Below are 23,261 nucleotides of genomic sequence, written 5' to 3'. Positions count from 1 at the left end.
GATTTTAAATGCTAGACGTATTGCCCAGATGGCGGAATTGGTAGACGCGCATGGTTCAGGTCCATGTGCCTTCGGGTGTGGAGGTTCGAGTCCTCTTCTGGGCACCAGCAAAAAATAATTAGATGTGCTTATAATTGCCAAAAGCTCTGGCATTTCAGGAAAAAAAGTTCGAGACTTCTTCCGGCACCCGTAGATTTAATCAAAAAATATCACATATCCAGAAAAAACAACCCAGCATACACTGGGTTTTTTTACGTCTGTAACTTATGCCTACCCACCCGCGCGCCAGGCAAACCGACCAAACAGCGCTCAAAATCATTTCTTTACAGCAATTAGCGCTACGCTTTCTCCATAATCAGTTGATAGTTAATACACCTGTCAACTTCCTAGCGCCCAAGCACAATGACCGATCTGATAAACAATGCCCGCGCACTCATTGCCGATGATGCGCCAACAGTTCGCCAATCCTTGCGCATGACTCTCGCTCAGGTTGGCATCACCCGAGTAGATACCTCGAGCAGCATTGGCGAAACCCGCCGCAGGCTTCGCAATGCGGAGTACGACGTTATTCTATGCGATTACGATTTTGGTGAAGGCATGAACGGACAAGAGCTGCTTGAGGAAATTCGCAGAAACGGCGAATTACCGCTCAGCACGGTGTGGTTTATGATTACCGCCGAAGCATCCTACGAAAAAGTCGTTGCTGTTGCTGAAGTGGGCCCGGATGATTACCTGATCAAACCTTTTTCTGGCTCCCAACTGATCGACAGACTCAGCGTAGCGTGGAAAAAAAAGAAAGCACTACAGGTCATTTACGATTGCATTGCACAAGACAATGCACAGGGTGCCATTGAAGCCGCGCGTGGCTTACTTGCAAAGCCAGATGTGCCTTATAAATCTGATCTTTTACGGCTCCTCTCCACACTATTATTAGAGAGCAACCAGCTTGAAGAAGCACGAGCGCTCTTTGAAGAAATCCTGGCCAGCCGTTTAGTGCCCTGGGCCAAGCTTGGCCTTGCCAAGGTTTACAACAAGCAAGGCAATAAGACCAAGGCCGACCAGCTTCTGCAATCATCCATTGTGCAGCACAGCCAATATGTAGATGCCTACGAAGAATTGGCCAATATGTATATGAATGAAGGACGTTTAGATGAAGCGATGGTGGTTTTTGATAAATGCCTGACCATTACGCCCAATAATATTAATCGTCTGCAAAAAGCAGGCAATTTGGCCAACATGCTAGGGGATAGCGCCAAAGCCAAACAATTATTAAGCAGAGCAGTTAACTGCGGCGGAAACTCATCGCTCTTATCAAGCAATACCGTATTACAGCTCGCTTTAGCAGCCAAGCAAGAAGGCGATTTAGGTGATGCCGAAAAATACTTGAAAATGGTGCAAGAGCTGGCGCGCAAAGATGACATCATCCAGAACAGAATATCCGCCCAATTAGCCGCAGCCATTTATAGTGGTAAAAGCGATGAGCTAGCCCATATCGAAGAAGCCATGACGCATGATGATTTTACGATGGAGCTGGGCATCAGCTTTATTATGACCGCTAATTTAATTTCCCCTCCCTGCAACGATCAAGAAACCCCTAATCCATCCGCCGCGCCTTATCGCTGGTTGGCCATTCTGGCAAAGCGTTTTGTCACCACAAAAAATATGTCGGGTATTTTAGAAAGCACCGCCAACCAACGCCCTGTCTGGCGGCAGTTTATTCAACAAACAGGACAAGAAATAACCGATATTAATAATAACGGCGTGCAGCTTATGCTGAAATCCCGCCTCGAAGAAGCCGTAGCTCTTTTGGTGCCCGAGGCACAAAGCACACGCAACTCAAGGCTCACCCTTTCTGCTGCCCATGCCAGCATCAAATATTTAAAAGCCGGTATTGAAGACAATCCAACTCGCTTATCGCTGCTTAATACAGCAAGTGATCTGATTAGTCGCCTGCACGGAAATATCGACGAAAGTATTTTACTTAGTCTAAAAAATGACCTGGATGAGCTCATCGCTCCGCCAAGCGTAACACCCAGTCCCCCCTCCTCTTTACCCGCTTAAATACAAGGGCAGAGAACGGCTTTAACAAGCTAGGTTTGCGCCATTCATGTTACGAAATACATCAGCCCCTATGAATGTATCCAGCCCCTCACCCTAAGCGTCGCTTAGCGCGCTCTTATCCGCAGATTCTCTCGCGGCGGCTAACTCTAACTGTTTTAAACAAGCCCTTATCCTTACACAGCAAAAAACAGTTTCCAATAAAAAACTGACGCACACTGACAAGAACTCATGTAGTCATTTAACAACAAACAACAAAAACCGCCCTTTTAGACGAAAAGCAGATCCTGCCAAAAATACTATTTTTATCAAAAAAAACACTTAGCCACCCTCGGCATTTTTTAAAAAAACACCATCACCCAGCAAATATTCAAAAATTGCCAGAATAAATAAAAAAATAAAATTTATTAGAATGAAACAAATGACAATGCGCTATTTTTTTTGTTTTTCCAGCATGTAATACTCAAATCAATGCAGGATAAATTGCCAAGTTTTAAAGGCATTCACCTGTATTACGCGAGTATCGCGTGTAATAGAAGTAAATCATGATAAAGAAATTAAATCCCATAAAAATGGATAGGAGACTTCAATTGAAAAAGCAAACACACCTTACGGTAAGTGGCGTACCTGCAAAGATAAAAGCCTTTGCACTATTAATGCTAGCAGCACCATTAGTCAGTATGGCTGCAAGCAGCCATCTCAATAGCAATTTAAAAACACCTGTTTCACCACAAATTGTTGGCGGCTTTGAAACCAGCCCCAATTCAAGACCTTATCAAGTGGCCTTATTAATGAATGGCCGCCAGGGTTGCGGCGGCACATTAATTAGCCCTGACTGGGTTTTAACCGCCGCACACTGCTTAGATGGTGCATCCACCAGCTCATTAACGGTTCAAGTCGGCGCGCATAGCATGAGCCGCCGTGACGGACAGAATATCCGTGTCAGCCAGATCATCACACATGAAAACTGGCGTGGCGCACAGGGTGTCCGATCAGGCTGGGATATAGCTGTTTTAAAATTAGCCACGCCTGCCAGCCTATCCATTCAGCCAGCAAAGTTGGTTACTCCGGCTTTAGAGAGCCAGATTGCCGGTGTAGGGCAAGGCGTGGTTGTTTCTGGTTGGGGCAATACACGCTATAACGGCAGCGCCAGCGATGTACTACGTGAAGTCAGCTTGCCTGTAATCAGCAATCAGGCATGTAGCAGCGAGCTGCAATTTAGCTTGCCGGGTTCTGTGATTTGCGGCGGTGGCGCAGGCGGTGTTTCGGCTTGCAATGGCGATAGCGGCGGCCCATTTGTAGCCAGCACGAATGGCAAGTTTTACAGCATTGGTACCGTCAGCTGGGGCAATAGCTGCTCAGGAGCCACCGCCTTTACCCGCACCAGCAGCTACCTTGACTGGATCAAGCAAAAAACAGGCCTCACACCTGATGGCAACCTGCCTAGCGATCAAATTCCTGTCGCACGATTCACCGCCAGCGTGACAGGCCTTAGCGCTAACTTTAGCGATGCATCAACTGACGACAAAGGCATTAGCAAATGGCAATGGGATTTTGGTAATGGCAAGACTTCATCGCAAAAATCTCCAAACCATAGCTACGCCAATGCAGGCAGCTATACCGTCACACTGACCGTGAGTGATAGCGCACAACAAAGCAACTCTACTTCACAACTCATTAAGGTTGGCAATGTAGATAACACATGCAGTGGCATCACCCCATGGAGCGCGGCCACTCAGTATGCAATCCGCGATATCGTGAGCTACCAGAATATTAAGTATCAAGCGAGCTGGTGGTCGATTGCCGCACGCCCTGATATCTATAGCAATGTCTGGACTCAAATTGGCTTGTGTAAATAAGCGTTATTAAAGCGCCATAGCAGCTCAATCCACGGGAATCAAGCCGTGGATTGAGCCATTTAACGATCTGCCATAGCCCAATAGCGTACTCAATCTGAGCCGCCATGCTCATTTGAAAAGCGACTATTTTAAAAACCAACTAAAACCAGAACAGCTATTTGTATAAATACATCAGGCAAATGAAAAAAATCAATCATAAGCATCTCGCCCGACACTACTTTCATCTGAAACAAAAAACTTACAAAACAAAATAAAACAATCATTTAATCTCATTTAAAACGCACAATCCAAAAAAACCGGAAGAAAACCATTCTTACTACTTTTACACAATAAAACAACAAACAGACCACCAATACGGCAATAAAAAAACAATATACATAATTTTTAAAGCATATTAGGCAACAACAAATAAAAAAACTTCAAAGAACCACCCCATATAGAGCACCGTTCCTTACTTGCAAGCTTTCTAGCTCCCTATTCCCCCACTCCGCTCTATCTGCAAATAAAAAAACATGAATTGTTAAAACAGCATATATGTATTATGAATTTTTCATGCCATCAAAAAAACAATGGCATGAATGCTGGATCTATTCAAGAATAAACCTATCATTTATTGATCACACAACCGGGGACGAATATGTCATTACGTTTACGTTTAATTATCATGAGTGCCCTGGGCATTATTGCTGTTTTGATAACGAGCTTAATTGGGCTAAATGGCATCTATAACGCCAACCAGACCATGAACAGTATTTACCAAGATCGTGTCGTTCCCTTGCGTGACCTGAAAAATGTAGCCGATCTCTATGCGGTCAACATTGTCGACACCAGCCATAAAGTGCGCAACGGCAGCCTGAGCGCAGAAAAAGGCATTGCCTCGATTAAATCAGCAGAAGAAGGTATTACCCGTGATTGGGGCAACTATATGGCCAGCAAAATGGACGATAAAGAAAGCTCGCTGGCAAAAGAAAACGAACAACGCATGAAGCTGGCTAACCAAATGAGCGCCAAATTAAAACAAGCCATGCAAAATAACGATAGCGCAGCGCTTGATCAACTGGTTATCAATGAAATGTACCCTGCCATTGAGCCGGTTGCTGACAAAATCTCAGAGCTGATCACCCTGCAACTTGATGTAGCCAAGCAAGAACACAGTGCTTCTGAGCAAGCCTATATCGCAACCCGCTCCTATAATCTTGGGTTGCTTATTTTTATTGCGCTGATATTAATTGCCTTCTCCACCTGGCTAATCAGAGACATTAGCCGCGCGGTACTCAGCACCACTCAATTTGCCAGCATTATCGCCTCGGGCGATTTAAGCAAAGCCAAGCCCGTTTCTGGAAAAGATGAATTAGGCACACTGATTGACACACTGGGCGATATGCAAACCAGCCTGCGAAGCGCAGTGCAGGAAATCGCAAACAGCTCGCACGCCATTGGCAGTGCATCTAATGAGCTCAGTAAGGGAAGCCAGCAAACATCAGCAGCCATCGATTTACAAAACCAAGCCTCTGCTTCACTTGCTTCCTCAGTAGAAGAAATGACCGTCAGCGTTTCGATCATTACCGACAACTCAGAAGATGTCAGCACCTCAACCGATCTCGCTCTGGCTGCAACGCATACCAGCAGCCAAGTCATCCAAGCCACCCAGGCATCGCTTTCACAAATGAGCGGCACTATCGGATCAGCCACCCAACATATTTTGCAATTGCAAGATCGCTCGAATGCTGTTGGGCAAATCGCCAGAGTCATTCGTGATATTGCCGATCAGACCAATTTACTGGCACTCAATGCGGCGATCGAAGCTGCGCGCGCGGGCGATATGGGCCGAGGCTTTGCCGTGGTCGCTGACGAAGTCAGAAAACTGGCTGAACGCACCACTCAATCCACACTTGAAATCAACGAAACAATCAACGCGATTCAAACCAGCACCACCGAAGCGGCCACCATCATGAATCAAGCGCTGAGCGAGGTGCAACAAGGCGTGCAGCATGCTGGCGCAGCTGCAGATTCCGTCCAGAGCAGCCACAATGCCGCACAATCTGTGCACACAGCAATCCATGCCATTGTGGATTCACTACGCGAACAGCGCCAAGTTTGTAATTTGATCAGCCAAAATATCGAACGGATCGCGCAGGCAAGCGAAGAAAACAACCAAGCAGTACAAGCCAACACGGATACGGCTCAGCAGCTAGACAATCAGGCGTTTAGCTTAAAAGCGGTTGTTGCCAAATTTAATCTATAAGCAAACCGGGTGGCCTAATCGCTGCCCGTGCTTTTAGCCATCTCATGCGGATTAGCCATATCCAGCAGAACAGGTTGAAGCACCCGAACGGCTTCTTTGGCCTCCAGACGCACTAAAAACCCCCGTTTACCTCCATTGATATAAATCAGCCCCAGATGTGCAATGCTTTCCTGCATATATACGGGCATGGCCCGCTTGGTGCCAAAGGGTGATGTGCCCCCAACCATATAGCCTGAATGCCGGTTAGCCACCTCCGGCTGGCAAGGCACAATATGTTTTACTTTAAGGTGGCGAGCCAGATTCTTGGTCGACACCTCACAATCCCCGTGCATCAGCACAATCATCGGCTGTTTTTTTTCGTCTTCCATAATCAGGGTTTTAATCACCTGATGCTCGCTCACGCCTAACGCTTGAGCAGAGACCGCCGTGCCGCCTTTTTCTTCATAAGCATACAAGCACTCCACATAAGCCACGTCATGCTGGCGCAGGGTACGAATCGCTTGAGTCACGGGTGTTTTTTCACTCATTTACTACCTCACAATGACGCTGACAGGGTTACAATACCCGACTAAATCACTCTGGTTTATATCGCAATGAAGCCTACTTTTGATCAGATCTTACTCACACCACGCTTTGGCCGTCTACCCGGACATTTTTACTCGCGTATCCAGCCCAGCTCGCTTCCCTCGCCCTACCTGATTGCGTGGAATACGGAATTAGCCAGTGAGATGGGGCTAGCCAGCGAAGCAGAGCAGCACCCTTTGCTCGCCGATTACCTCTGCGGCAATCGCTTACCACAGGGCAGCGAGCCCATTGCCAGTGTGTATTCCGGGCATCAGTTCGGCGTCAACGCAGGCCAGCTTGGCGATGGGCGGGCCATTCTGGTTGCCGAGTATCTCGCCCCCAATGGGCAGCACTGGGAAATGCAGCTCAAAGGCGCAGGGCCCACGCCTTACTCCCGCCGTGCCGATGGCCGTGCGGTACTCAGATCATCGATTCGTGAATACTTATGTTCTGAAGCCATGCACGGCCTTGGCATTGCCACCACGCGGGCACTCGGCATGGCCGGATCAGCACAAGGGGTGTGGCGAGAAAGCCTGGAAACCGCTGCAGTGGTTTTACGTACGGCCCCCAGCTTTGTACGCTTTGGTCATTTTGAGCATTATCGCCATGATCTTGATTCACTACGCACGCTCGCCGATTGGGTGATTCAATATCATTACCCGGATTGTGCTGCCGCCAGCAATCCTTATGTAGCCTTACTTGCAAACGTGGTAGAGCGCACCGCACTGATGATTGCCCAATGGCAGGCTGTCGGCTTTTGTCATGGCGTCATGAATTCTGACAATATGAGTATATTGGGCCTCACGCTTGATTATGGCCCCTTTGGTTTTATGGACGGTTTTGATGCGGGGCATATCTGCAACCACTCTGACGACAGCGGCCGCTACGCTTACCAGCAGCAGCCAGAGATCGGCCTGTGGAATCTACACATCCTGGCGCAAGCCCTGCTGCCCCTCATGGATAAAGCATCCGCCCTGCATGCCTTGCAGCAGTACCAGGGGCAATTTGAAAACCACTTTGCCGATTTACTCCGTCAAAAACTGGGACTACTCCACTGGCAAGATAGCGACTGGCGCTTAATCACCACACTTTTTGAGCTACTGCACGCCAGCCATTGCGATTGGACCTACTTCTGGCGCAATCTACCCCAGCTAGGTGCAAAGCTACGTGATCACTTCCAAGACCGAGGCGCTTTTGATATTTGGTTTGCCGATTATCAGATCCGGCTAGGCTCTGAAATACATGATCCTACTGAGCGACAAGTGGCAATGAATCGCGTTAACCCTAAATATATCTTACGCAATCATCTGGCAGAAATCGCCATTCGCAAAGCAAGAGACGAGGGTGATTTCAAAGAAATCAAAGCCTTACAGCAATGCCTGATGCATCCCTTTGATGAGCAGCCCCACTTTGATCATTATGCTGCGCTCCCTCCAGAGTGGGCGGCACAAATTGGCGTTTCTTGCTCGTCCTAAAAACAGTAAATAATTTCTAGAGATTATTTTCTGCAATACGGCTGAAATCAAAACAGGGTATGGCGGTTTTGGGGCATAATCGCGCCGTTATCACTCACCTTCCCCTACCATGCCCGATATTTTTAGTGGCCTTGACTACGGCGTTGCCATCAGCCTGGTCCTGGCCCTTGGCTTTGTACTTACCTACGAATTTATTAACGGCTTTCACGATACGGCCAATGCCGTTGCCACCGTCATCTACACCAAAGCCATGCCACCCCACCTTGCTGTGGTTGCATCTGGCATCTGTAATTTCTTTGGTGTACTGCTGAGCGGGCTGGGTGTGGCTTATGCCATCGTTCATTTACTGCCCGTTGAACTGCTGCTCAATGTAGGCTCAGGGCAAGGGCTGGTTATGGTCTTTGCCCTGCTGGCTGCCGCGATTATCTGGAACCTAGGCACCTGGTACCTGGGTTTACCGGCTTCTAGCTCGCATACCCTGATTGGCTCCATTCTGGGCGTAGGCATTGCCAATGCATGGATGACAAACATCCCCCTGCTTGAAGGGATCAATACCCAAAAAGCCATCGATATTATGCTGTCACTGCTTATTTCGCCCACCGTCGGTTTTCTTGTTGCCGGAGGATTGCTGCTGCTACTAAAAAAATTCAAAGCCGATTCCCGCATGCACAACACCCCGGATGAGCGCAAAGCCTTAGATGGCAAAAAACATCCCCCTTTCTGGACGCGTGTTGCGCTGATTCTGTCAGCAATGGGGATCAGCTTTGCGCATGGCTCCAATGACGGGCAAAAAGGTATTGGCTTACTGATGCTGGTATTGATCGGCATTGTGCCGGGGAAGTTTGTAGTAGATATGGCCAGCACCACTTATCAAATTGAGCGCACTCACGATGCGGCCCTGCATTTGCAGCAGTTTTACAGCCGTAACAGCTACCGGCTCAATAGCTATATCGACCCGGATGCGCACACGCCTTTGCCACCACAATTCAAATGTGACACACAGCAAACCATGCCAGCAAGCAATGAGTTGGTCACTAAGCTAGCGGGTATTCATAATTATGATCAGCTGCCTGAAGTAGAGCGCATCCGTGTACGTCGCTTGCTGCTTTGCCTTGACGATACCGCCAAAAAAGTCAGCAAATTACCAAGCATTACTTCAGCAGAAAAAGCCGATTTAGATCGCCTGCGTAAAGATCTATCCGCCACCACCGAATACGCTCCACAGTGGGTGATTGTGGCAATAGCCCTTGCGCTGGGCCTTGGCACCATGATTGGCTGGAAGCGGATTGTACTAACGGTTGGCGAGAAAATTGGCAATAAGGGCATGACATACAGCCAGGGGATGGCCGCTCAAATTACCGCAGCGTCGGCCATCGGCATTGCCAGCCTCACCGGCATGCCGGTTTCCACTACCCATGTCTTATCCTCTGCTGTAGCAGGAACCATGGTGGCCAATCGCAGCGGCCTGCAAAGCCAGACAGTGAAAAATATCTTGCTGGCGTGGGTACTGACACTGCCGGTATCAATGGCACTGTCCGGCGGCTTATTTATTGCCGCCAGCTATTGGATTAAATAAAGAGTAAACACTTAAAGGCCATGTTGATCGACATGGCCTTTTTTATTGGGGCACTCAGTTCAACGGCACGCTTTGTGAGGTTTCCACCCCGCTTGGAAACTTCACTTTTACTACCAGCTGCGCATCAGCCGGAATCGGGCAGGCCACGGCAGATACCGTGCCATTAAACTGTGAAGCGACTATCGTGCTTGGGATTGCAAAGCTTGTCAGCCCGGATAATTGCGCGGGATTATTAATGGCATTGCCCAAGATATCCACCAGCACAGTTTGTGTGATTTCTAAGTCAACCTGCGTTTTAGCCGGCAGCACATTGCCATTGCCATCTCTTGTTGCAAAGGCAAACTGGCTGATCAGGCTACCCGCCGCACATAATTTGCTGGGGCTCATGGGGTAAGTCAGCACATTGCTACCTAGGGAACTGCCCGACCAGACGATCAGACCACGGCTCGATACATTGATTGTTTTGGCCACAGAAGCAGGGATGCTTGCAGCACGCAGCACACCGTTGTATTGCCCATCCGGCGCGTTGTATACCCCATCACCGTTAAAATCGACAAAGGGCTCAACATACGCACTGCCATCCACCGCCAGCAAGGCCAGCGGCGCGGCATGGGCGGTTTCATCGGCATTTAAAAAGGCCTCTCCCTGATCCGACCAGCTCTCTCCTGTATCAAATACACCATTGCCATTGAGATCATTAAAACTTTCCTCACCCACCATTTGCGCCAGCACCGTCATCCGCCCTGCTCCGACCAGCTTCTGCCGATTGCCTGAGCTCAGCAGCGTCACACTGCAAGCCCCGCTCACCATCGTGCAACGTGGTGTGATGGTTCCGATACCGCTCTCGGTCATAAAACTGACAGCAGAGCCATCGGGCACCGGATTACCAAAGCGATCTGATGCCCGAGCAGTTAATACAATGCTATTGCCATCCACACTATAAAACTCGGGATTAGACACATCTGCCGATAGGCTAAAGCCATTTTGATGCGGCAAACCCGTAGAAATCGTTAACGCATTAGACTGGCTACTAATCAGGGGCGATGTGCCGCGTAGCGTTGCGGTTACCCGTACCACCGTGCTGACTGAGCCCGCATTCACCACCGCCTGCACGAGCCCTGTGCCGGGCTGGCTCTGGCCCGCACTTTGCACCAAAGAAATCCCACCAACATTGGTATTCAAAGCAAAATCAACCCACTGCCCGCCCAGCGCTGCGCCTTGCAGATCTTTCACTTTAAACAGCAGCACCGCACTGGTATTGCCGCCTATGCCGGGCAAAGAAATCAGATCAGGAACCGCACTTACAAATTCAATATTGCCTGCTGCTGCGGCAAGCACGCTTAAGCTGGCTTTTGTTGAACGGCTCACCCCGCCCAAGGTGGCCGTGGCGGTAATTTCATCAGATCCAGCGCAAGATTTATCCTGATAAGTCGTTGACGCCGTAGCGGTTTTGACTCCATTGACCGTATTAATAATCGCCAGAACAGGGGAAGACAGCAGTGCTTTGCCCGCCTCAGCGCAGGGCGAGCTAAAGCTCACACTCACCGGCATTTCTAATGCCTGCCCTGTTTCGCTATTACTCAGCGTAAGCGACACCCCCGCGCTTCCTCCCGCAGACAACGTCGTTAAATCCAGCTTTAAGGCACTCAGGGCAAAATTAAGCGATCTGACGCTGTAATTAAAAGCGGTGCTATACGATTTACCCTCAATCTCAATACTGGCATTGATGGCATCAGCCCCTGTGCTGTCATTAGTGATCAGCTGCGACTGCGCCCGCCCGGAGGCGTCGGTCAGCACTGTATCAGGGCTAATTTTACCGAGGGAAGAAGTGGTAACGCCCAGCTTGACCACTCGATTACTCAGCGGCAAACCTTTTGCATCACTTAAATGCACAATAAGCGGAGCAATCGAGTTGGCATAAACCGTAGTAGAAACCTGCCCAGCCTCATTCTGCAAAGTAAGCGAAAGCTGGGCCGCACCGCTGGCCACCGCAACGGCGCTTGCCGCACCACTTGTTACATCACTTGCACCACCACCGCAGGCAGCAAGCACACTAAACAGCAGAAGTAAAAAAATGCCCCGCATCGCCCTGCTCACTTATTGTCATCCCAGTGGCATTTATAGCAAAGGTAAGGCACAGAAGCTTGTCAGATGGTCGCAAGATTTAATAAATGTCAGATGCCTGCCTAATCAGACAAGGCCTTGATATGCGCCGCCACACTCCGCCCCAAGGCCGAAAGATCGTAGCCGCCTTCTAAAAACGATACAATCCGGCCCTCGGCATACTGATCGGCGATCTGCATCAGCTGTTTAGTCACCCATGCATAATCAGCCTCGACCAAACCCATCGTCGACATTTCGTCTTCTAAATGAGCATCAAATCCCGCCGAGATAAAAACAAACTGCGGCGCAAATTCATTTAATACCGGCAACCACTGCTCAATCACCAGGTCACGGAACTGCGCGCCAGTAGTACCGCGCGGCATAGGAAAATTACGCATATTCGCGCCGCGTGGGATATCGCCCGAATAAGGAAAAAAAGGATGCTGAAAAAAACTCACCATCATCACACGAGGGTCTTCGCAAAAAATATCTTCGGTGCCATTACCGTGGTGAACATCAAAATCAACAATCACCACTCTTTCCAATCCGTATTGCTCGATCGCATGCCGCGCTGCGACGGCCACATTATTAAAAAAACAAAAACCCATAGCATTGTTTTTTTCTGCATGGTGGCCCGGCGGGCGCACCCCGCAAAAAGCATTAGCGGCTTTGCCCTGCATCACCGCATCCACCGCAGCAATCCCCGCCCCTGCAGCGTGATACGCCGCCCGCAAAGTAAACGGGTTCATGGCGGTATCAGGATCAGCATGCACAAAGCCATGCGTGGGTGAAATCATGGCCAGCCTGTCTAAATACGCCATACCGTGCACGCGCGCCAGTTGCTCCCGCGTCGCCGCGGGTGCATCCATATGCAGCAAAAAATCCCAAATCCCTGCCGCCATCAAGCGATCTTTAATCGCCTCCAAGCGCTCCGCGCACTCAGGATGCCCCTTGCCCATATTGTGCATGGCACAGGCGGGGTGACTAATATAAGCGCTTGGACCACTACTCACCGGCACTACCCCTCTGAAGACAAGCCGCCATCGCCGCCTGTTTAAATCCATTTTTATTCAGCCAGCAATAGGCTGCCTCAGCCCTAAGCACAAGCTATTCTGACGACTAGTTTACGCCCTTGGCAAATGCACTGGCAACGAAAGCGAATAGACAGTTTGCCTTTCATGGTCAACACTGAAGTGATAAATAAACAGGAAGCCATACCATGGCACCACGCCTGCCTGCGGTTCTTAAGCAACTTGAAGCCATCATTCTCGGCAAGCCAGTGCAAATTCGTCAGGCCCTCTCTTGCCTGCTTGCACAAGGCCATTTGCTGATCGAAGACTTGCCCGGTGTAGGCAAAACCACGCTGGCCCATGCTTTAGCCCGCACGCTGGGGCTAAAGTTCCAACGCGTTCAATTCACCAGCGACCTGCTCCCTGCAGACCTCACGGGGGTATCGATTTTTGACCGGGACAATCAGCGCTTTCAATTTCATCATGGCCCGCTATTCACGCAACTTTTGCTAGCCGATGAAATTAACCGTGCCTCGCCCAAAACCCAATCCGCCCTGCTTGAAGCCATGGAAGAGGGTCAGGTCACGGCAGATGGCACCACTTGGCCGTTACCCGAGCCTTTCTTTGTGATTGCCACGCAGAATCCATCGCATCAGATAGGCACCTTTCTGCTACCCGAATCGCAACTTGATCGTTTTTTAATGCGCATTGAGCTGGGCTACCCGGATACGCATGCTGAGCGAGCCATGCTGGCAGGAACAGATAGACGCCATTTAATTGAAACACTGGCAGAAGCTATTGACAGCAGTGACTTACAAGCAAGCCAGAAAGCCGTCCGCAATGTACATATTGCCCCCGCCTTACTCGATTATGTGCAAGCACTGATTGCCGCATCACGCCAGCCAGGGCGGTTTATGTGCGGCTTATCACCGCGCGCAGCCTTAGGCTTACTGCATGCCGCACAAGCATGGGCATGGCTGGATGGCAGAGAGTTAGTTCTACCTGAAGATATTCAAGCGGTGTTTGTGCCTGTCACCCAGCACCGGCTAGTGATGCCCAGCAGCGGTAAAGCCGCTGTCGAGATGGTAAAGGCGCTGATTTTAGAAACACCGATTCCTTAAGTTTGGGGCTGCAATGCTCAATCAACTCAAGCAACGCTGGCTCCAACACTGGTTTGCTAAGCGGCACCCCACCCAGAGCAGCGTGATGACGCTCAAATACGATCGCATTTATATCTTACCTAGCGGCTTTGGCTATGCCTTCTGCTTTACCGCCCTGCTGATTTTAATTGGTGCGATTAATTACCAGCTCAGCTTGGCTTATTTATTTGCCTTTAGTCTGCTGGGCTTAGGCCATGCTGTGCTGCTGCGCACTTTTAGAAATTTATTAAAACTTCGCTTGCAGCTTTTTGATGCGCCTGCCGTATTTGCCGGAGAAATCGCTTCTTTTCCGCTCCATATCAGCCATGGCAGCAAGCTGATCCGGCACGCTATTTTATTTCAGTTTAAAAACCAGCCCACCGTGAGTGCCAACCTGATTGAACACGAGGTTGAGCTTGCCGTTCCTTTGCTCAGCCAGCAGCGCGGCTGGCTAAATGCACCCACCTTGCATTTATCAAGCCGTTACCCCGTGGGCTGGTGTCATGCCTGGAGCTATTTAAACAGCCCAGCACGTTGCTTAATCTGGCCTTGCCCAGAAAACGATCCTCCCCCTTGGCAAATTGATCACGATCAGGGCAATACCATCGGGCGGGGGGAGGAAGACTTCGCCGGCATCCGCCCCTATCAGCAGGGCGATTCATTACGCAGAATCGCATGGAAACATGCAGCACATAGTGAATCTCTGCCCGTTAAGTTTTTTGACTCACAAGGCGCATCTGCTCAGGTGTTTAGCTGGAATCAACTCTCCGGGTTAGATAGCGAAGCGCGTTTATCCAGATTGGCGGCATGGATTTTAGCAGCGCAACAGCTCGGCACGCCCTATGGTTTATCGCTTCCTACTCAATCTATCGAGCCCGCTCTGGGCGAGGCCCATCAAATAAACTGCCTCAATGCATTGGCCTTATTTAATCACTGATAATTACGCAGCAAAACCCAAATCTTGAGACACGGTGGCACAGAGAACACGGTGTTTCACCCAAAAAAAACAAACTTTATATAAAGCCATTTTTTTCGTTTTTGAGTATTCCCAAGCCCAACAATCTGGACACTTAATCTTTATTTATGCACACGCCACTCGCCCGAATGCCGCTGCAATATCTGATCGCCACATTTGCACTGGTACTCGCGCCGCTTTGCCTGCAATTTAGCGCTTGGCACACCCTCAGTCTTGCCCTGCTTCTGCTCTGGCGAAGCTGGATTGCCTATAGCGGGAAAGCACTGCCACCCACATTGTTCAGCCTCTTACTGGCCGTCGGATTATTTTTGCTGATTTGGCTGGAATACCGCACCTTAATCGGCAGGCAAGGGGGCGTGGCCTCGCTGGCCAGCCTTGCAACCATTAAGCTGTTTGAAACCCGTACCCAGCGTGACGTTAAAGTCATCAGCTTGCTCGCTTATTTTTTACTGGGGGCCGGTTTTCTTAGTGTGTCCTCGGTATGGATTTTCCCTTGGGCCACGCTCTCTATGCTGGCCATCACGGGGCAACTGATGCAATGGCAAAGTGCGCAATCCTGGCAGGCACTTGGAAAGCAGGTGTTTTATATGCTGTGTGAAGCGCTACCGTTTGCGGTGTTCTTATTTGTTTTTTTCCCGCGCCTGCCGCCTCTTTGGAGCATGCCCGACGAACAACCCGGCGCACGCACTGGCCTAGGCGATGAAATGCGCCCCGGCAATTTCAGTAAATTAGCGCGCGATGAGTCGGTTGCCTTCAGGGTAGAGTTTGAAGGCAGCATACCTAAAGCCGCCACAAGGTATTGGCGCGGGCCGGTGTTCGATATTTTTGACGGGGAAGCCTGGTTGCAAGCCCCAATCAGCCAGGCAGGCGGCCCAGCTATCGAAAAACGAGGCCCCATCATCAGCTACACCATCACCATGGAGCCGCATAACCGAAACTGGTTGCTCGCACTGGATATGCCAACCGAGCTACCAGACACCGCGCTCATCAGCAACCGCTTGCAAGCCGTCAATAGCAACCCGATCACCCAACGGCAGCGCTATCGTTTAAGCAGCGCCTTGGTTTGGCGCACCCATAGCGATGACACGCTCACTAGCGCATTACAACTACCCAAATCAGGCAACCCAAAGGCCAGACAGCTCGCCCGCAGCTGGCAAGCACTTCCACCCATGGAGCGCATTAATAAAGGGCTGCAATTTTTACGTCAGGGTGGCTTTAGCTACACCCTGCAGCCCCCTCTTAATCAAGGGGCTAATGGCATCGACGATTTTCTATTTATCCATAAACAGGGCTTTTGCGAACACTACGCCAGCAGCTTCACCTTTTTAATGCGGGCCGCAGGCATACCCAGCCGCGTGGTAGGTGGCTATCAGGGAGGAGAATGGAATCGCAGCGGCAAATACCTGATCGTGCGCCAGGCCAATGCCCATGCCTGGACCGAAGTCTGGCTGGCTCAAAGCGGCTGGCAAAGGGTCGACCCCACCGCCGTGATCGCCCCTTCCCGGATCAATGATGGCTTAAACATCGGGCTTAATCAGACCGACGCACTGCCCTTTATGGATGGCGCACCGCCCGCATGGATCCATGAGCTGCGCTTAAACTGGGACAATTTGATTAACGGCTGGAATCAATGGGTAATGGGCTACGATTCACGCAAGCAAAGCCAGCTCTTCAAAAAACTAGGCATTCCGGATGTTCTATCCAGCGAATTTATACTGCGTATGCTGCTGACCAGCAGCCTTATTCTTGCCGCCCTGTTTTTACTCGCCACCCGAAACAACGCCCCCAAACCCGATCCCGCCCACCGAGCTTGGCAACGCTTTGCTCGCAGACTGGCCCGCAAAGGATGCACCCTGCAGCCCAATGAAGGCCCGCTTACGTTTGGCCAGCGTGCTGGCTTGCAATTACCTCAGTACAATGACGCCATTTATTACATTACCCAGCTCTACATCGCTAGCCGTTATGGAAAGGATGACACTGCGCTTTTAAAGCTGCAGAAAGCAGTGCGTCATTTTCACATGTAATTTAACCGTGCTTTGCCTGTTATGATCGAGGGTCTGTTGACGTTTCATTCACGGCTCGGCGCAATTGTGAATGAATCGTCAACAGACCCTGGACAATCCATTTGAGCCCGCCACCATGCCCACTTTTTTACCTGAACCGCCTTTTCGTCACGATCAAGCCAGCCGTATCGGCGTTTTACTGGTTAATCTAGGCACGCCTGCCGCGCCTAATCCCGCAGCCATTCGTCCTTATCTGCGCCAGTTTTTATCTGACCCACGTGTGGTAGAAATCCCAAGAGCCGTTTGGTGGGTGATTCTCAACGCTTTTATTCTGCCCTTTCGCCCGAATAAAACCGCAGCTAAGTATGCAAGTGTATGGATGAGCGAAGGTTCCCCGTTAAAAGTCTGGACAATAAAGCAGAGTAAGCTTTTAAAAGGCTGGCTGGGTGAGCAAGGCCACAGCGAGGTTTTAGTTGAATATGCCATGCGCTATGGCCAGCCTTCGATTGCAGCGCAGATGGATAAGCTGAAAGCTGCAGGCTGTGAAAAATTACTCATCCTGCCTCTCTACCCACAATATTCGGCCAGCACCAGTGCCACCGTGATTGATGAAGTAGGACGGGTGCTCGCCACCTATCGCAATCAGCCCGCCATCCGTACTGTGCGCAGCTTTCATGATGATGAAGGCTATATCAAAGCGCTGGCAGGCCGCGTTCGTGAATACTGGCAAGCCAAAGGCAGGGGAGATCATTTATTAATGAGTTTTCACGGCGTACCGCGCTACACCTTGGATAAGGGCGATCCTTATCACTGCTACTGCCGTAAAACCGGCCGCTTATTAGCTGAAGAGCTAGACTTAGCCGAATCTGAATACACCGTGGCGTTTCAATCCCGCTTTGGCCGTGCCGAATGGCTGCAACCTTATGTGACCGCCACTCTAAAAAAACTAGGCAAGGCAGCTACGGGTCGGCTGGATGTGGTCTGTCCTGGCTTTATTGCTGACTGCTTAGAAACACTGGAAGAAATTGCTATCGAAGGAAAGCAAGACTATTTACAGGCAGGTGGTAAGGACTACCACTTCATTCCCTGCCTTAATGATTCACCTCTTTGGATAGATGCTTTAACCGCGCTGACAAAAAAAGAGCTTTCTGGCTGGCTACTTACTGACAACACTGCTATAGACAATACACAACAATGCACATTAAGCAGGGCCCAGGCTTTAGGTGCGCAAAATTAACTTGGGTATTAAAGAAATTACAGTTAAACTGCCGGTAAGCTTATTCTTACAAAACGAGGTTCAGAACATGAGCACAAAGCTCTTTCTCGCTGAAGACGACCTAATTCTCGCTGATGCTCTGAAAACCAGCCTGTCTCAGGCTGACTTTCAAGTTGATTGTGTTAACGATGGCGCTCTTGCCTTACAAATTTTACTGCACAACGACTACGAAGTTGTGGTGTTGGACGTTGGCCTGCCAAACATGGATGGCTTGCAAGTTTTAAAAAACGTTCGTCAGCACAAACCTTCTTTACCTATCCTGATCCTGACGGCTCTTGATGGTTTGGAAGATCGCGTAGCCGGTTTAGATGCAGGTGCCGATGATTACCTTGCCAAGCCATTTGAGTTCACAGAACTTGAAGCGCGGTTGCGTGCCTTGCTCCGTCGCAGCAAAATCTTGCCGCAGTCCGTACAGCAATTGGGCAATCTGCGTTTAGATCGCGCTGGTCAACGCGCTTGGTGTAATGACACGCCACTGGATCTTTCTGCCCGTGAGCTCACCGTATTGGAAATTTTAATGTCCAATATTGATCGTGTGGTGACCAAAGAGCAGATCGTGGGCGAATTAGGTTCAGAAAATGCCGAAGTGGGCCTGAACGCAATCGAAGTCTACGTACACCGCTTACGCAAGAAGCTTGATCCTTGCGGCGTAGTGATCCGTACTATCCGTGGTCTTGGCTATTTACTCGAGAAGCAACCAGCTCAAGCGCAGGATGTTGAGGGGTAAATTCTCAATAAAGCGACAGCTCCTCCTGTGGTTACTTATACCGCAGGGGGTGCTTTGGCTTGCCGGTGCGTTCTTAAGCTACAACGTAGCCAAGCACTACACCAACACTGCTATTGATAATAGCCTGCTACAAACCGCACGCGCCATCGGGCGACAAATCAAGCCGCAGGACAACGGACTGATTATTGATTTTCCACGCGCACTCCAGCTTTTACTTGAAGACGATTACGACGAGCGCCTGTTTTATATGGTGTCGCTCAATTCAGGCGGCGTTATTTTTAGTAATAGCGAGCTGCCCTCGCTTCCCTCACATTTACAGCCCGACAGCCGCATTGTTTTTTATGATGCAATGGTTCAGAACGAATCACTGCGCATTGTTTCGCTGTATTTCCCAGTTGAAATTACCCAGCAAAAGAAATGGATGCATGTACAGGTTGGTAAAAGCACCGAAGCACGCAGCCAATTATCCAAAGAAATTTTAATTGCTATCGCCGCGCCTTTAGCCCTACTAATTTTTGCCATGAGCTTTCTGGTTTGGTGGGGGATCAACCGCGGCCTGCTGCCCTTAGCCCGCTTGCAACGCCGGGTAGAAGAACACTCCGGCCAAGACCCTTCCCCGCTGCAACTCGATAACGAGCCAGAAGAAGTCGGCGCGCTCACCTCGGCGCTTAATCATTTATTAAGTAGCACCAATGAAAGTGTCGCCAGACAGCGCCGCTTTATTGCCGATGCCGCGCATCAGCTCAGAACCCCGCTAGCCGGATTAAAATCGCAAACCGAGCTGGCCATGCGCGAAACCACACCGGAAGGGCTGAGCAATCGGCTCTCTATGGTGCATACCAGCGCCAATCGCAGCATCCACTTGGTGAATCAATTACTCACACTGGCAAGATCAGAGCCAGATAGTGCCAAAGGCATGCCACGCGTTGCTTTAGATTTAGCCAAACTCATCCGAGAGCTAACCGCAGAATGTGTGCCCCGTGCTCTGGCAGCGGGCATGGATCTGGGCTGCGACACCGACGTTTCTGAAGCGCCAATGAATGGCAATTCCGCCCTACTGCGCGAGCTCTTTACCAATCTGGTCGAAAACGCCATTAAATACATCCCGCGCGGCTGTAATATTACCGTCCGCCTCAGCATCGAAGGCGAGCACTACGTAGTGGAAGTAGAAGACGATGGCGCGGGGATTCCGGATTCGGATAAAGAACGCGTATTCGAGCGCTTCTACCGCCGCGAACAAACCGGCAACGGCTGCGGCCTAGGCATGGCCATCGTCAAGGAAATCACCGAAAGACATCGTGGCAGCATTCAATTACTCGATGCCAAACCACATGGGCTGATTGTGCGGGTGATGCTGCCAATTAAAACGGGCTAATTTTTCAGGATGACGCAGTCTTTTAAACGATAAACAAACGGCTCATCCACCCAGCCTACAATGCACACCTAACGCCTTCTCAACCAAACAATGCGTGGAATCTGATCATTTTTACGCTCCAGCAGCGCTTGAAAACTCATATTCACCCGACCAAAATGCGCATCTACTTCGCTGATAAAGTAACGGCTCTGAATTGAAATCGCCTCCAAAGAAACCCTAGCTTGCAACTGCTGAGGCAAAGCAAGTTTAAATTCTTCGACGCTTTTAAAATACTTGCCAGCGCGTTTTGCAACCACACCTTGCGCTGCAGAGACCGACAAGCCGGGAATAATGGCTGATAGCACTTCAGGGCCAGCAAAATTCACATTCACAGGCGTCGATTGCGGCAATACGCTGACCAGCGGCTCTAACTTTGCAATCACTTCCGGCGTAAAGCCACGAATTCGCGATAAGCCTTGAATATCCAACAAGGAGCGATTGGCCGCTCGATAGGCCTCAGGCATCGCTAAATACTCTACATCTTCTGCACCACCAGGATAGCGCGTCAGGCTATCTGCATCTTGCCAATCGACCAGCGCATTGGCGATATCCAGCGGCAAGCCCAAAGTTTGCAATAGACGCTGAAATGCAGCAAACCCTGCCTCATTTAAAGTGCCATTTTGCACCACATTATTTAAATTAAAGCGCCCTTGCTGCTCTAATAAACGCCCGCCAACCCGCCCTGTTTCTACAGGAATCGCCGGAATAGGAATATTCCACGGCTCGAGCTGATGATCGATCTGATTATTGCGTGCGTCATCACGCAAGGTGAGCCGCGCGAGATTAATGGAGGCACGGGCAATGCCGCGTGCTTCGGCCAGATCAAATTGATTTTCTAATTGCCGAAACCACAGCTGCTGCCGCCAAGCAATGGCCACCGCAAGAGTAGTCACCAAGGCAGCGGTTAGCACAGCAGTAATGATGGCAACGCCTCTTTGTTTGCGCATCATGGCAGGGTGTAAATCCTTTGTACGGTGGCGTCGTGGGCTAGTGTAAGTTTTACTCTTCCATCCTGTGGCGCTTTAAATTGATTTTCTAACTGTCGCAACCATAGCGACTGCCGCAGCCAATTAATTGCCACCGCAAGGGTAGTCACCAAGGCAGCGGTTAGCACGGCAGTAATGATCGCAACGCCTCTTTGTTTGCGCATCATGGCAGGGTGTAAATCCTTTGTACGGTGGCGTAGTGGGCTAGTGTAAGTTTTACTCTTCCATCCTGTGGCGCTTTAAATTGATTTTCTAACTGCCGCAACCATAGCGACTGCCGCAGCCAATTAATTGCCACCGCAAGGGTAGTTACCAAGGCAGCGGTTAGCACGGCAGTAATGATCGCAACGCCTCTTTGTTTGCGCATCATGGCAGGGTGTAAATCCTTTGTACGGTGGTGTCATCGGCGAGGGTGAGTTTTATTTTTACGCCACGCGGTGGCACTTTATTATTGCCAGCCGGAGGCCAGCTGGCTTGCCACTGACTCGCCGTATCCAGGAAAGAAACCTCAAAACCACGAATATTTTCAAGCAAAACATGCACCTGCGGCTCTTCACGCGGCCCCAGATCGAGTGCATTCCAGAGCAGGAGTTCTAAGCTGCCATTATTTAAGCGATACGCCACATGAAAAGCATCCCGATTACGATCCAAACGGATCAACTCTAGCGGCTGATCGTCCCTGCGCTCAGGTTTATTGGTGCCACGCATCGCGGCCTGCTCTACCCCACCCTGATCGCGCCAAGGCCGATCCACTGTTTGACTTACATCTTCTTCCATGCGATCAAACACGAGAGATAAATCCCGCCAACGTTTGGCTTCAGCATCCAAAGCCGTGCGTGTTTGCGCAACTGACTCCAGCCCCTTATAAGAAATCAGCGTGACCACGCTAAACACGGCCAGCGCAATTAAGATTTCCAGCAGGGTAAAGCCTACTTGTTTGGGCCTGAGCATTTTAATGGGGAACATGAGCAAGATAACTAACCAAAGTAGCCGCCGCGTGTTGACTCTCGCCAGCAGAAAAAACCTTTATTTCGATACGGCGAAAGCTGCGGTTTGGCGAACCTCCGGTTTCCACACGCCACACAAAATCCATGCCCGCTTGCGACTCAGCGCCACTTGTCGTGCCAATGTCGGGCCACGCACCAAGTGCAGCCAGCTCATTCAAACGGTTTTGCGCCACCCAGCCTGCGGCAGTACGACTTTTAAGCTCGATGGCGTTATTGGTACTCGCCAAGGTGGCTTTCATCGCCGCCCCCATCGCGATGGCAATCACAGCCAGCGCCACCAGCACTTCAATCAGAGTAAAACCCTTAGCTTTACTCATGAGGTAACACCGCCGGGGCCGATGCATTGGGTTGGCGCACTTCTACTCGCCCCATCACATCGCCCGCCAATTCTAAACGACTGTTATTTAAGCGTAATTGCAAGCTAAATGGCGCATTCACCCCTGAAGGCTCAAACACCAAGCGCTCACCCATACGGCGCTCACGCAAATTCACAGAAAAGCCCTCAACACGCACTTCTTCCAGCACACGGGGATTGAGTAAATCGTGAGTGGCAATCGATTGCCAGTTATTTTGTGCATCTTGTAACCAAAACTGATAACCAAGGCCATCAGATGACCAGGCAATCGCCTGCCCGCCCGTAATGGCCTCATCTCTCGCCGATTCAAACAATGCAGCCAAGCGGCTGGCTTCACGCTCCACCCTTTGCCCATCCGATAAATCCAGACGTACCACAGCCAAGCCCATAATGATGCCAATAATAGAGAGCACCACTAGGATTTCGATCAGGGTAAAACCAAACTGGCGCATCGCTTTCATCGGCAGGCGCTAGGTGTGAGCTGAATA

Annotated in this window: 20 protein-coding genes and 1 tRNA gene; 12 read left to right on the top strand and 9 right to left on the bottom strand. The window is 50.2% G+C overall.

From position 1 onward, the window contains the following. Window positions 1-22: 22 nt before the first annotated feature. From VN23_RS04835 to VN23_RS04820, 4 genes are all read left to right on the top strand, one after another. Window positions 23-107, top strand: a tRNA-Leu gene (locus tag VN23_RS04835). 295 nt (window positions 108-402) lie between these two features. Continuing rightward, window positions 403-2,061, top strand: coding sequence for a response regulator (locus VN23_RS04830; protein ID WP_046349923.1), 1,659 nt, complete (start codon window positions 403-405; stop codon window positions 2,059-2,061). Window positions 2,062-2,648: 587 nt separating this feature from the next. Next, on the top strand, window positions 2,649-3,917 hold the full coding sequence (locus tag VN23_RS04825) for a trypsin-like serine protease (protein WP_052746357.1): 1,269 nt from the start codon (window positions 2,649-2,651) through the stop codon (window positions 3,915-3,917). 637 nt (window positions 3,918-4,554) lie between these two features. Next, entirely contained in the window at window positions 4,555-6,162 is a 1,608-nt protein-coding gene (locus tag VN23_RS04820; protein WP_046349922.1) for a methyl-accepting chemotaxis protein, read from the top strand. Window positions 6,163-6,176: 14 nt separating this feature from the next. Here the strand turns inward: VN23_RS04820 and ybaK are convergent, their stop codons facing one another. Next, window positions 6,177-6,689, bottom strand: coding sequence for a Cys-tRNA(Pro) deacylase (gene ybaK / locus VN23_RS04815; protein ID WP_046349921.1), 513 nt, complete (start codon window positions 6,687-6,689; stop codon window positions 6,177-6,179). 66 nt (window positions 6,690-6,755) lie between these two features. Between ybaK and VN23_RS04810 the strand changes: the two genes are divergently transcribed. Together VN23_RS04810 and VN23_RS04805 are read left to right on the top strand one after the other, a co-directional pair. Beyond that, window positions 6,756-8,201, top strand: coding sequence for a protein adenylyltransferase SelO (locus VN23_RS04810; RefSeq protein WP_046349920.1), 1,446 nt, complete (start codon window positions 6,756-6,758; stop codon window positions 8,199-8,201). 109 nt (window positions 8,202-8,310) lie between these two features. Further along, window positions 8,311-9,777, top strand: a complete 1,467-nt coding sequence (locus VN23_RS04805; protein ID WP_046349919.1) for an inorganic phosphate transporter — start codon at window positions 8,311-8,313, stop codon at window positions 9,775-9,777. A 54-nt stretch (window positions 9,778-9,831) separates the two neighbouring features. Here VN23_RS04805 and VN23_RS04800 read toward each other — a convergent pair whose 3' ends face one another. After that, window positions 9,832-11,862 (bottom strand): hypothetical protein, encoded by a 2,031-nt coding sequence (locus VN23_RS04800; RefSeq protein WP_046349918.1) that lies wholly within the window; start codon window positions 11,860-11,862, stop codon window positions 9,832-9,834. A 101-nt stretch (window positions 11,863-11,963) separates the two neighbouring features. After that, window positions 11,964-12,848: a histone deacetylase family protein gene (locus VN23_RS04795; protein ID WP_046349917.1), complete on the bottom strand. Its 885-nt coding sequence runs from the start codon at window positions 12,846-12,848 to the stop codon at window positions 11,964-11,966. A 251-nt stretch (window positions 12,849-13,099) separates the two neighbouring features. Here VN23_RS04795 and VN23_RS04790 point away from each other — a divergent pair, with 251 nt between their 5' ends. The 6 genes from VN23_RS04790 to VN23_RS04765 all read left to right on the top strand — a co-directional run bounded on the left by VN23_RS04790 (window position 13,100) and on the right by VN23_RS04765 (window position 20,386). After that, window positions 13,100-14,011, top strand: a complete 912-nt coding sequence (locus VN23_RS04790; RefSeq protein ID WP_046349916.1) for an AAA family ATPase — start codon at window positions 13,100-13,102, stop codon at window positions 14,009-14,011. 13 nt (window positions 14,012-14,024) lie between these two features. After that, window positions 14,025-14,966 carry a DUF58 domain-containing protein gene (locus tag VN23_RS04785; RefSeq protein WP_052746356.1) on the top strand — a complete coding sequence of 314 codons (942 nt, stop codon included), beginning with the start codon at window positions 14,025-14,027 and terminating at the stop codon, window positions 14,964-14,966. Between the two features lie 146 nt (window positions 14,967-15,112). Then, entirely contained in the window at window positions 15,113-17,029 is a 1,917-nt protein-coding gene (locus VN23_RS04780) for a transglutaminase TgpA family protein (RefSeq protein WP_046349915.1), read from the top strand. 70 nt (window positions 17,030-17,099) lie between these two features. Then, entirely contained in the window at window positions 17,100-18,245 is a 1,146-nt protein-coding gene (hemH, locus tag VN23_RS04775) for a ferrochelatase (RefSeq protein ID WP_335339391.1), read from the top strand. A gap of 67 nt (window positions 18,246-18,312) precedes the next feature. Beyond that, a complete protein-coding gene (locus VN23_RS04770) occupies window positions 18,313-19,011 on the top strand; it encodes a response regulator transcription factor (protein WP_046350171.1) in 699 nt (232 codons plus the stop codon). 49 nt (window positions 19,012-19,060) lie between these two features. Then, window positions 19,061-20,386 carry a sensor histidine kinase gene (locus VN23_RS04765; RefSeq protein WP_231743347.1) on the top strand — a complete coding sequence of 442 codons (1,326 nt, stop codon included), beginning with the start codon at window positions 19,061-19,063 and terminating at the stop codon, window positions 20,384-20,386. A 68-nt stretch (window positions 20,387-20,454) separates the two neighbouring features. Here the strand turns inward: VN23_RS04765 and gspK are convergent, their stop codons facing one another. The 6 genes from gspK to VN23_RS04735 are packed head-to-tail and all read right to left on the bottom strand — an operon-like array spanning window position 20,455 to window position 23,234. Then, a complete protein-coding gene (gene gspK, locus VN23_RS04760; protein WP_052746354.1) occupies window positions 20,455-21,375 on the bottom strand; it encodes a type II secretion system minor pseudopilin GspK in 921 nt (306 codons plus the stop codon). Further along, entirely contained in the window at window positions 21,372-21,578 is a 207-nt protein-coding gene (locus VN23_RS04755; protein WP_046349913.1) for a hypothetical protein, read from the bottom strand. Before VN23_RS04755 ends, gspK begins: the two co-directional genes overlap by 4 nt. Next, window positions 21,575-21,781 carry a hypothetical protein gene (locus VN23_RS04750; protein WP_046349912.1) on the bottom strand — a complete coding sequence of 69 codons (207 nt, stop codon included), beginning with the start codon at window positions 21,779-21,781 and terminating at the stop codon, window positions 21,575-21,577. Before VN23_RS04750 ends, VN23_RS04755 begins: the two co-directional genes overlap by 4 nt. Next, window positions 21,778-22,377: a type II secretion system minor pseudopilin GspJ gene (gene gspJ, locus VN23_RS04745; RefSeq protein WP_046349911.1), complete on the bottom strand. Its 600-nt coding sequence runs from the start codon at window positions 22,375-22,377 to the stop codon at window positions 21,778-21,780. The genes VN23_RS04750 and gspJ overlap by 4 nt, the downstream gene beginning before the upstream one ends. After that, window positions 22,364-22,735 carry a type II secretion system minor pseudopilin GspI gene (gene gspI, locus VN23_RS04740; RefSeq protein WP_046349910.1) on the bottom strand — a complete coding sequence of 124 codons (372 nt, stop codon included), beginning with the start codon at window positions 22,733-22,735 and terminating at the stop codon, window positions 22,364-22,366. Before gspI ends, gspJ begins: the two co-directional genes overlap by 14 nt. Beyond that, the gene (locus VN23_RS04735; protein WP_052746353.1) at window positions 22,728-23,234 is read right to left on the bottom strand and encodes a GspH/FimT family pseudopilin; all 507 of its coding nucleotides are present in this window, start codon (window positions 23,232-23,234) and stop codon (window positions 22,728-22,730) included. Before VN23_RS04735 ends, gspI begins: the two co-directional genes overlap by 8 nt. Between the last annotated feature and the right edge of the window lie 27 nt (window positions 23,235-23,261).

Source organism: Janthinobacterium sp. B9-8, from assembly GCF_000969645.2.
Classification (GTDB): Bacteria; Pseudomonadota; Gammaproteobacteria; order Burkholderiales; family Chitinibacteraceae; genus Iodobacter.
This window is presented reverse-complemented; position numbering and strand designations above follow the sequence as displayed.

Excerpts from the sequence above, each read along its gene's own strand:
- VN23_RS04790 (WP_046349916.1), top strand. The coding sequence starts at position 13,100 with ATGGCACCACGCCTGCCTGCGGTTCTTAAGCAACTTGAAGCCATCATT.
- VN23_RS04735 (WP_052746353.1), bottom strand. The coding sequence starts at position 23,234 with ATGAAAGCGATGCGCCAGTTTGGTTTTACCCTGATCGAAATCCTAGTG.
- VN23_RS04820 (WP_046349922.1), top strand. The coding sequence starts at position 4,555 with ATGTCATTACGTTTACGTTTAATTATCATGAGTGCCCTGGGCATTATT.
- VN23_RS04780 (WP_046349915.1), top strand. The coding sequence starts at position 15,113 with ATGCACACGCCACTCGCCCGAATGCCGCTGCAATATCTGATCGCCACA.
- gspK (WP_052746354.1), bottom strand. The coding sequence starts at position 21,375 with ATGATGCGCAAACAAAGAGGCGTTGCCATCATTACTGCTGTGCTAACC.
- VN23_RS04785 (WP_052746356.1), top strand. The coding sequence starts at position 14,025 with ATGCTCAATCAACTCAAGCAACGCTGGCTCCAACACTGGTTTGCTAAG.
- ybaK (WP_046349921.1), bottom strand. The coding sequence starts at position 6,689 with ATGAGTGAAAAAACACCCGTGACTCAAGCGATTCGTACCCTGCGCCAG.
- gspJ (WP_046349911.1), bottom strand. The coding sequence starts at position 22,377 with ATGTTCCCCATTAAAATGCTCAGGCCCAAACAAGTAGGCTTTACCCTG.
- VN23_RS04830 (WP_046349923.1), top strand. The coding sequence starts at position 403 with ATGACCGATCTGATAAACAATGCCCGCGCACTCATTGCCGATGATGCG.
- VN23_RS04795 (WP_046349917.1), bottom strand. The coding sequence starts at position 12,848 with ATGCACAATATGGGCAAGGGGCATCCTGAGTGCGCGGAGCGCTTGGAG.
- VN23_RS04800 (WP_046349918.1), bottom strand. The coding sequence starts at position 11,862 with ATGCGGGGCATTTTTTTACTTCTGCTGTTTAGTGTGCTTGCTGCCTGC.
- VN23_RS04810 (WP_046349920.1), top strand. The coding sequence starts at position 6,756 with ATGAAGCCTACTTTTGATCAGATCTTACTCACACCACGCTTTGGCCGT.
- VN23_RS04770 (WP_046350171.1), top strand. The coding sequence starts at position 18,313 with ATGAGCACAAAGCTCTTTCTCGCTGAAGACGACCTAATTCTCGCTGAT.
- hemH (WP_335339391.1), top strand. The coding sequence starts at position 17,100 with ATGAATCGTCAACAGACCCTGGACAATCCATTTGAGCCCGCCACCATG.
- gspI (WP_046349910.1), bottom strand. The coding sequence starts at position 22,735 with ATGAGTAAAGCTAAGGGTTTTACTCTGATTGAAGTGCTGGTGGCGCTG.
- VN23_RS04755 (WP_046349913.1), bottom strand. The coding sequence starts at position 21,578 with ATGATGCGCAAACAAAGAGGCGTTGCGATCATTACTGCCGTGCTAACC.
- VN23_RS04805 (WP_046349919.1), top strand. The coding sequence starts at position 8,311 with ATGCCCGATATTTTTAGTGGCCTTGACTACGGCGTTGCCATCAGCCTG.
- VN23_RS04750 (WP_046349912.1), bottom strand. The coding sequence starts at position 21,781 with ATGATGCGCAAACAAAGAGGCGTTGCGATCATTACTGCCGTGCTAACC.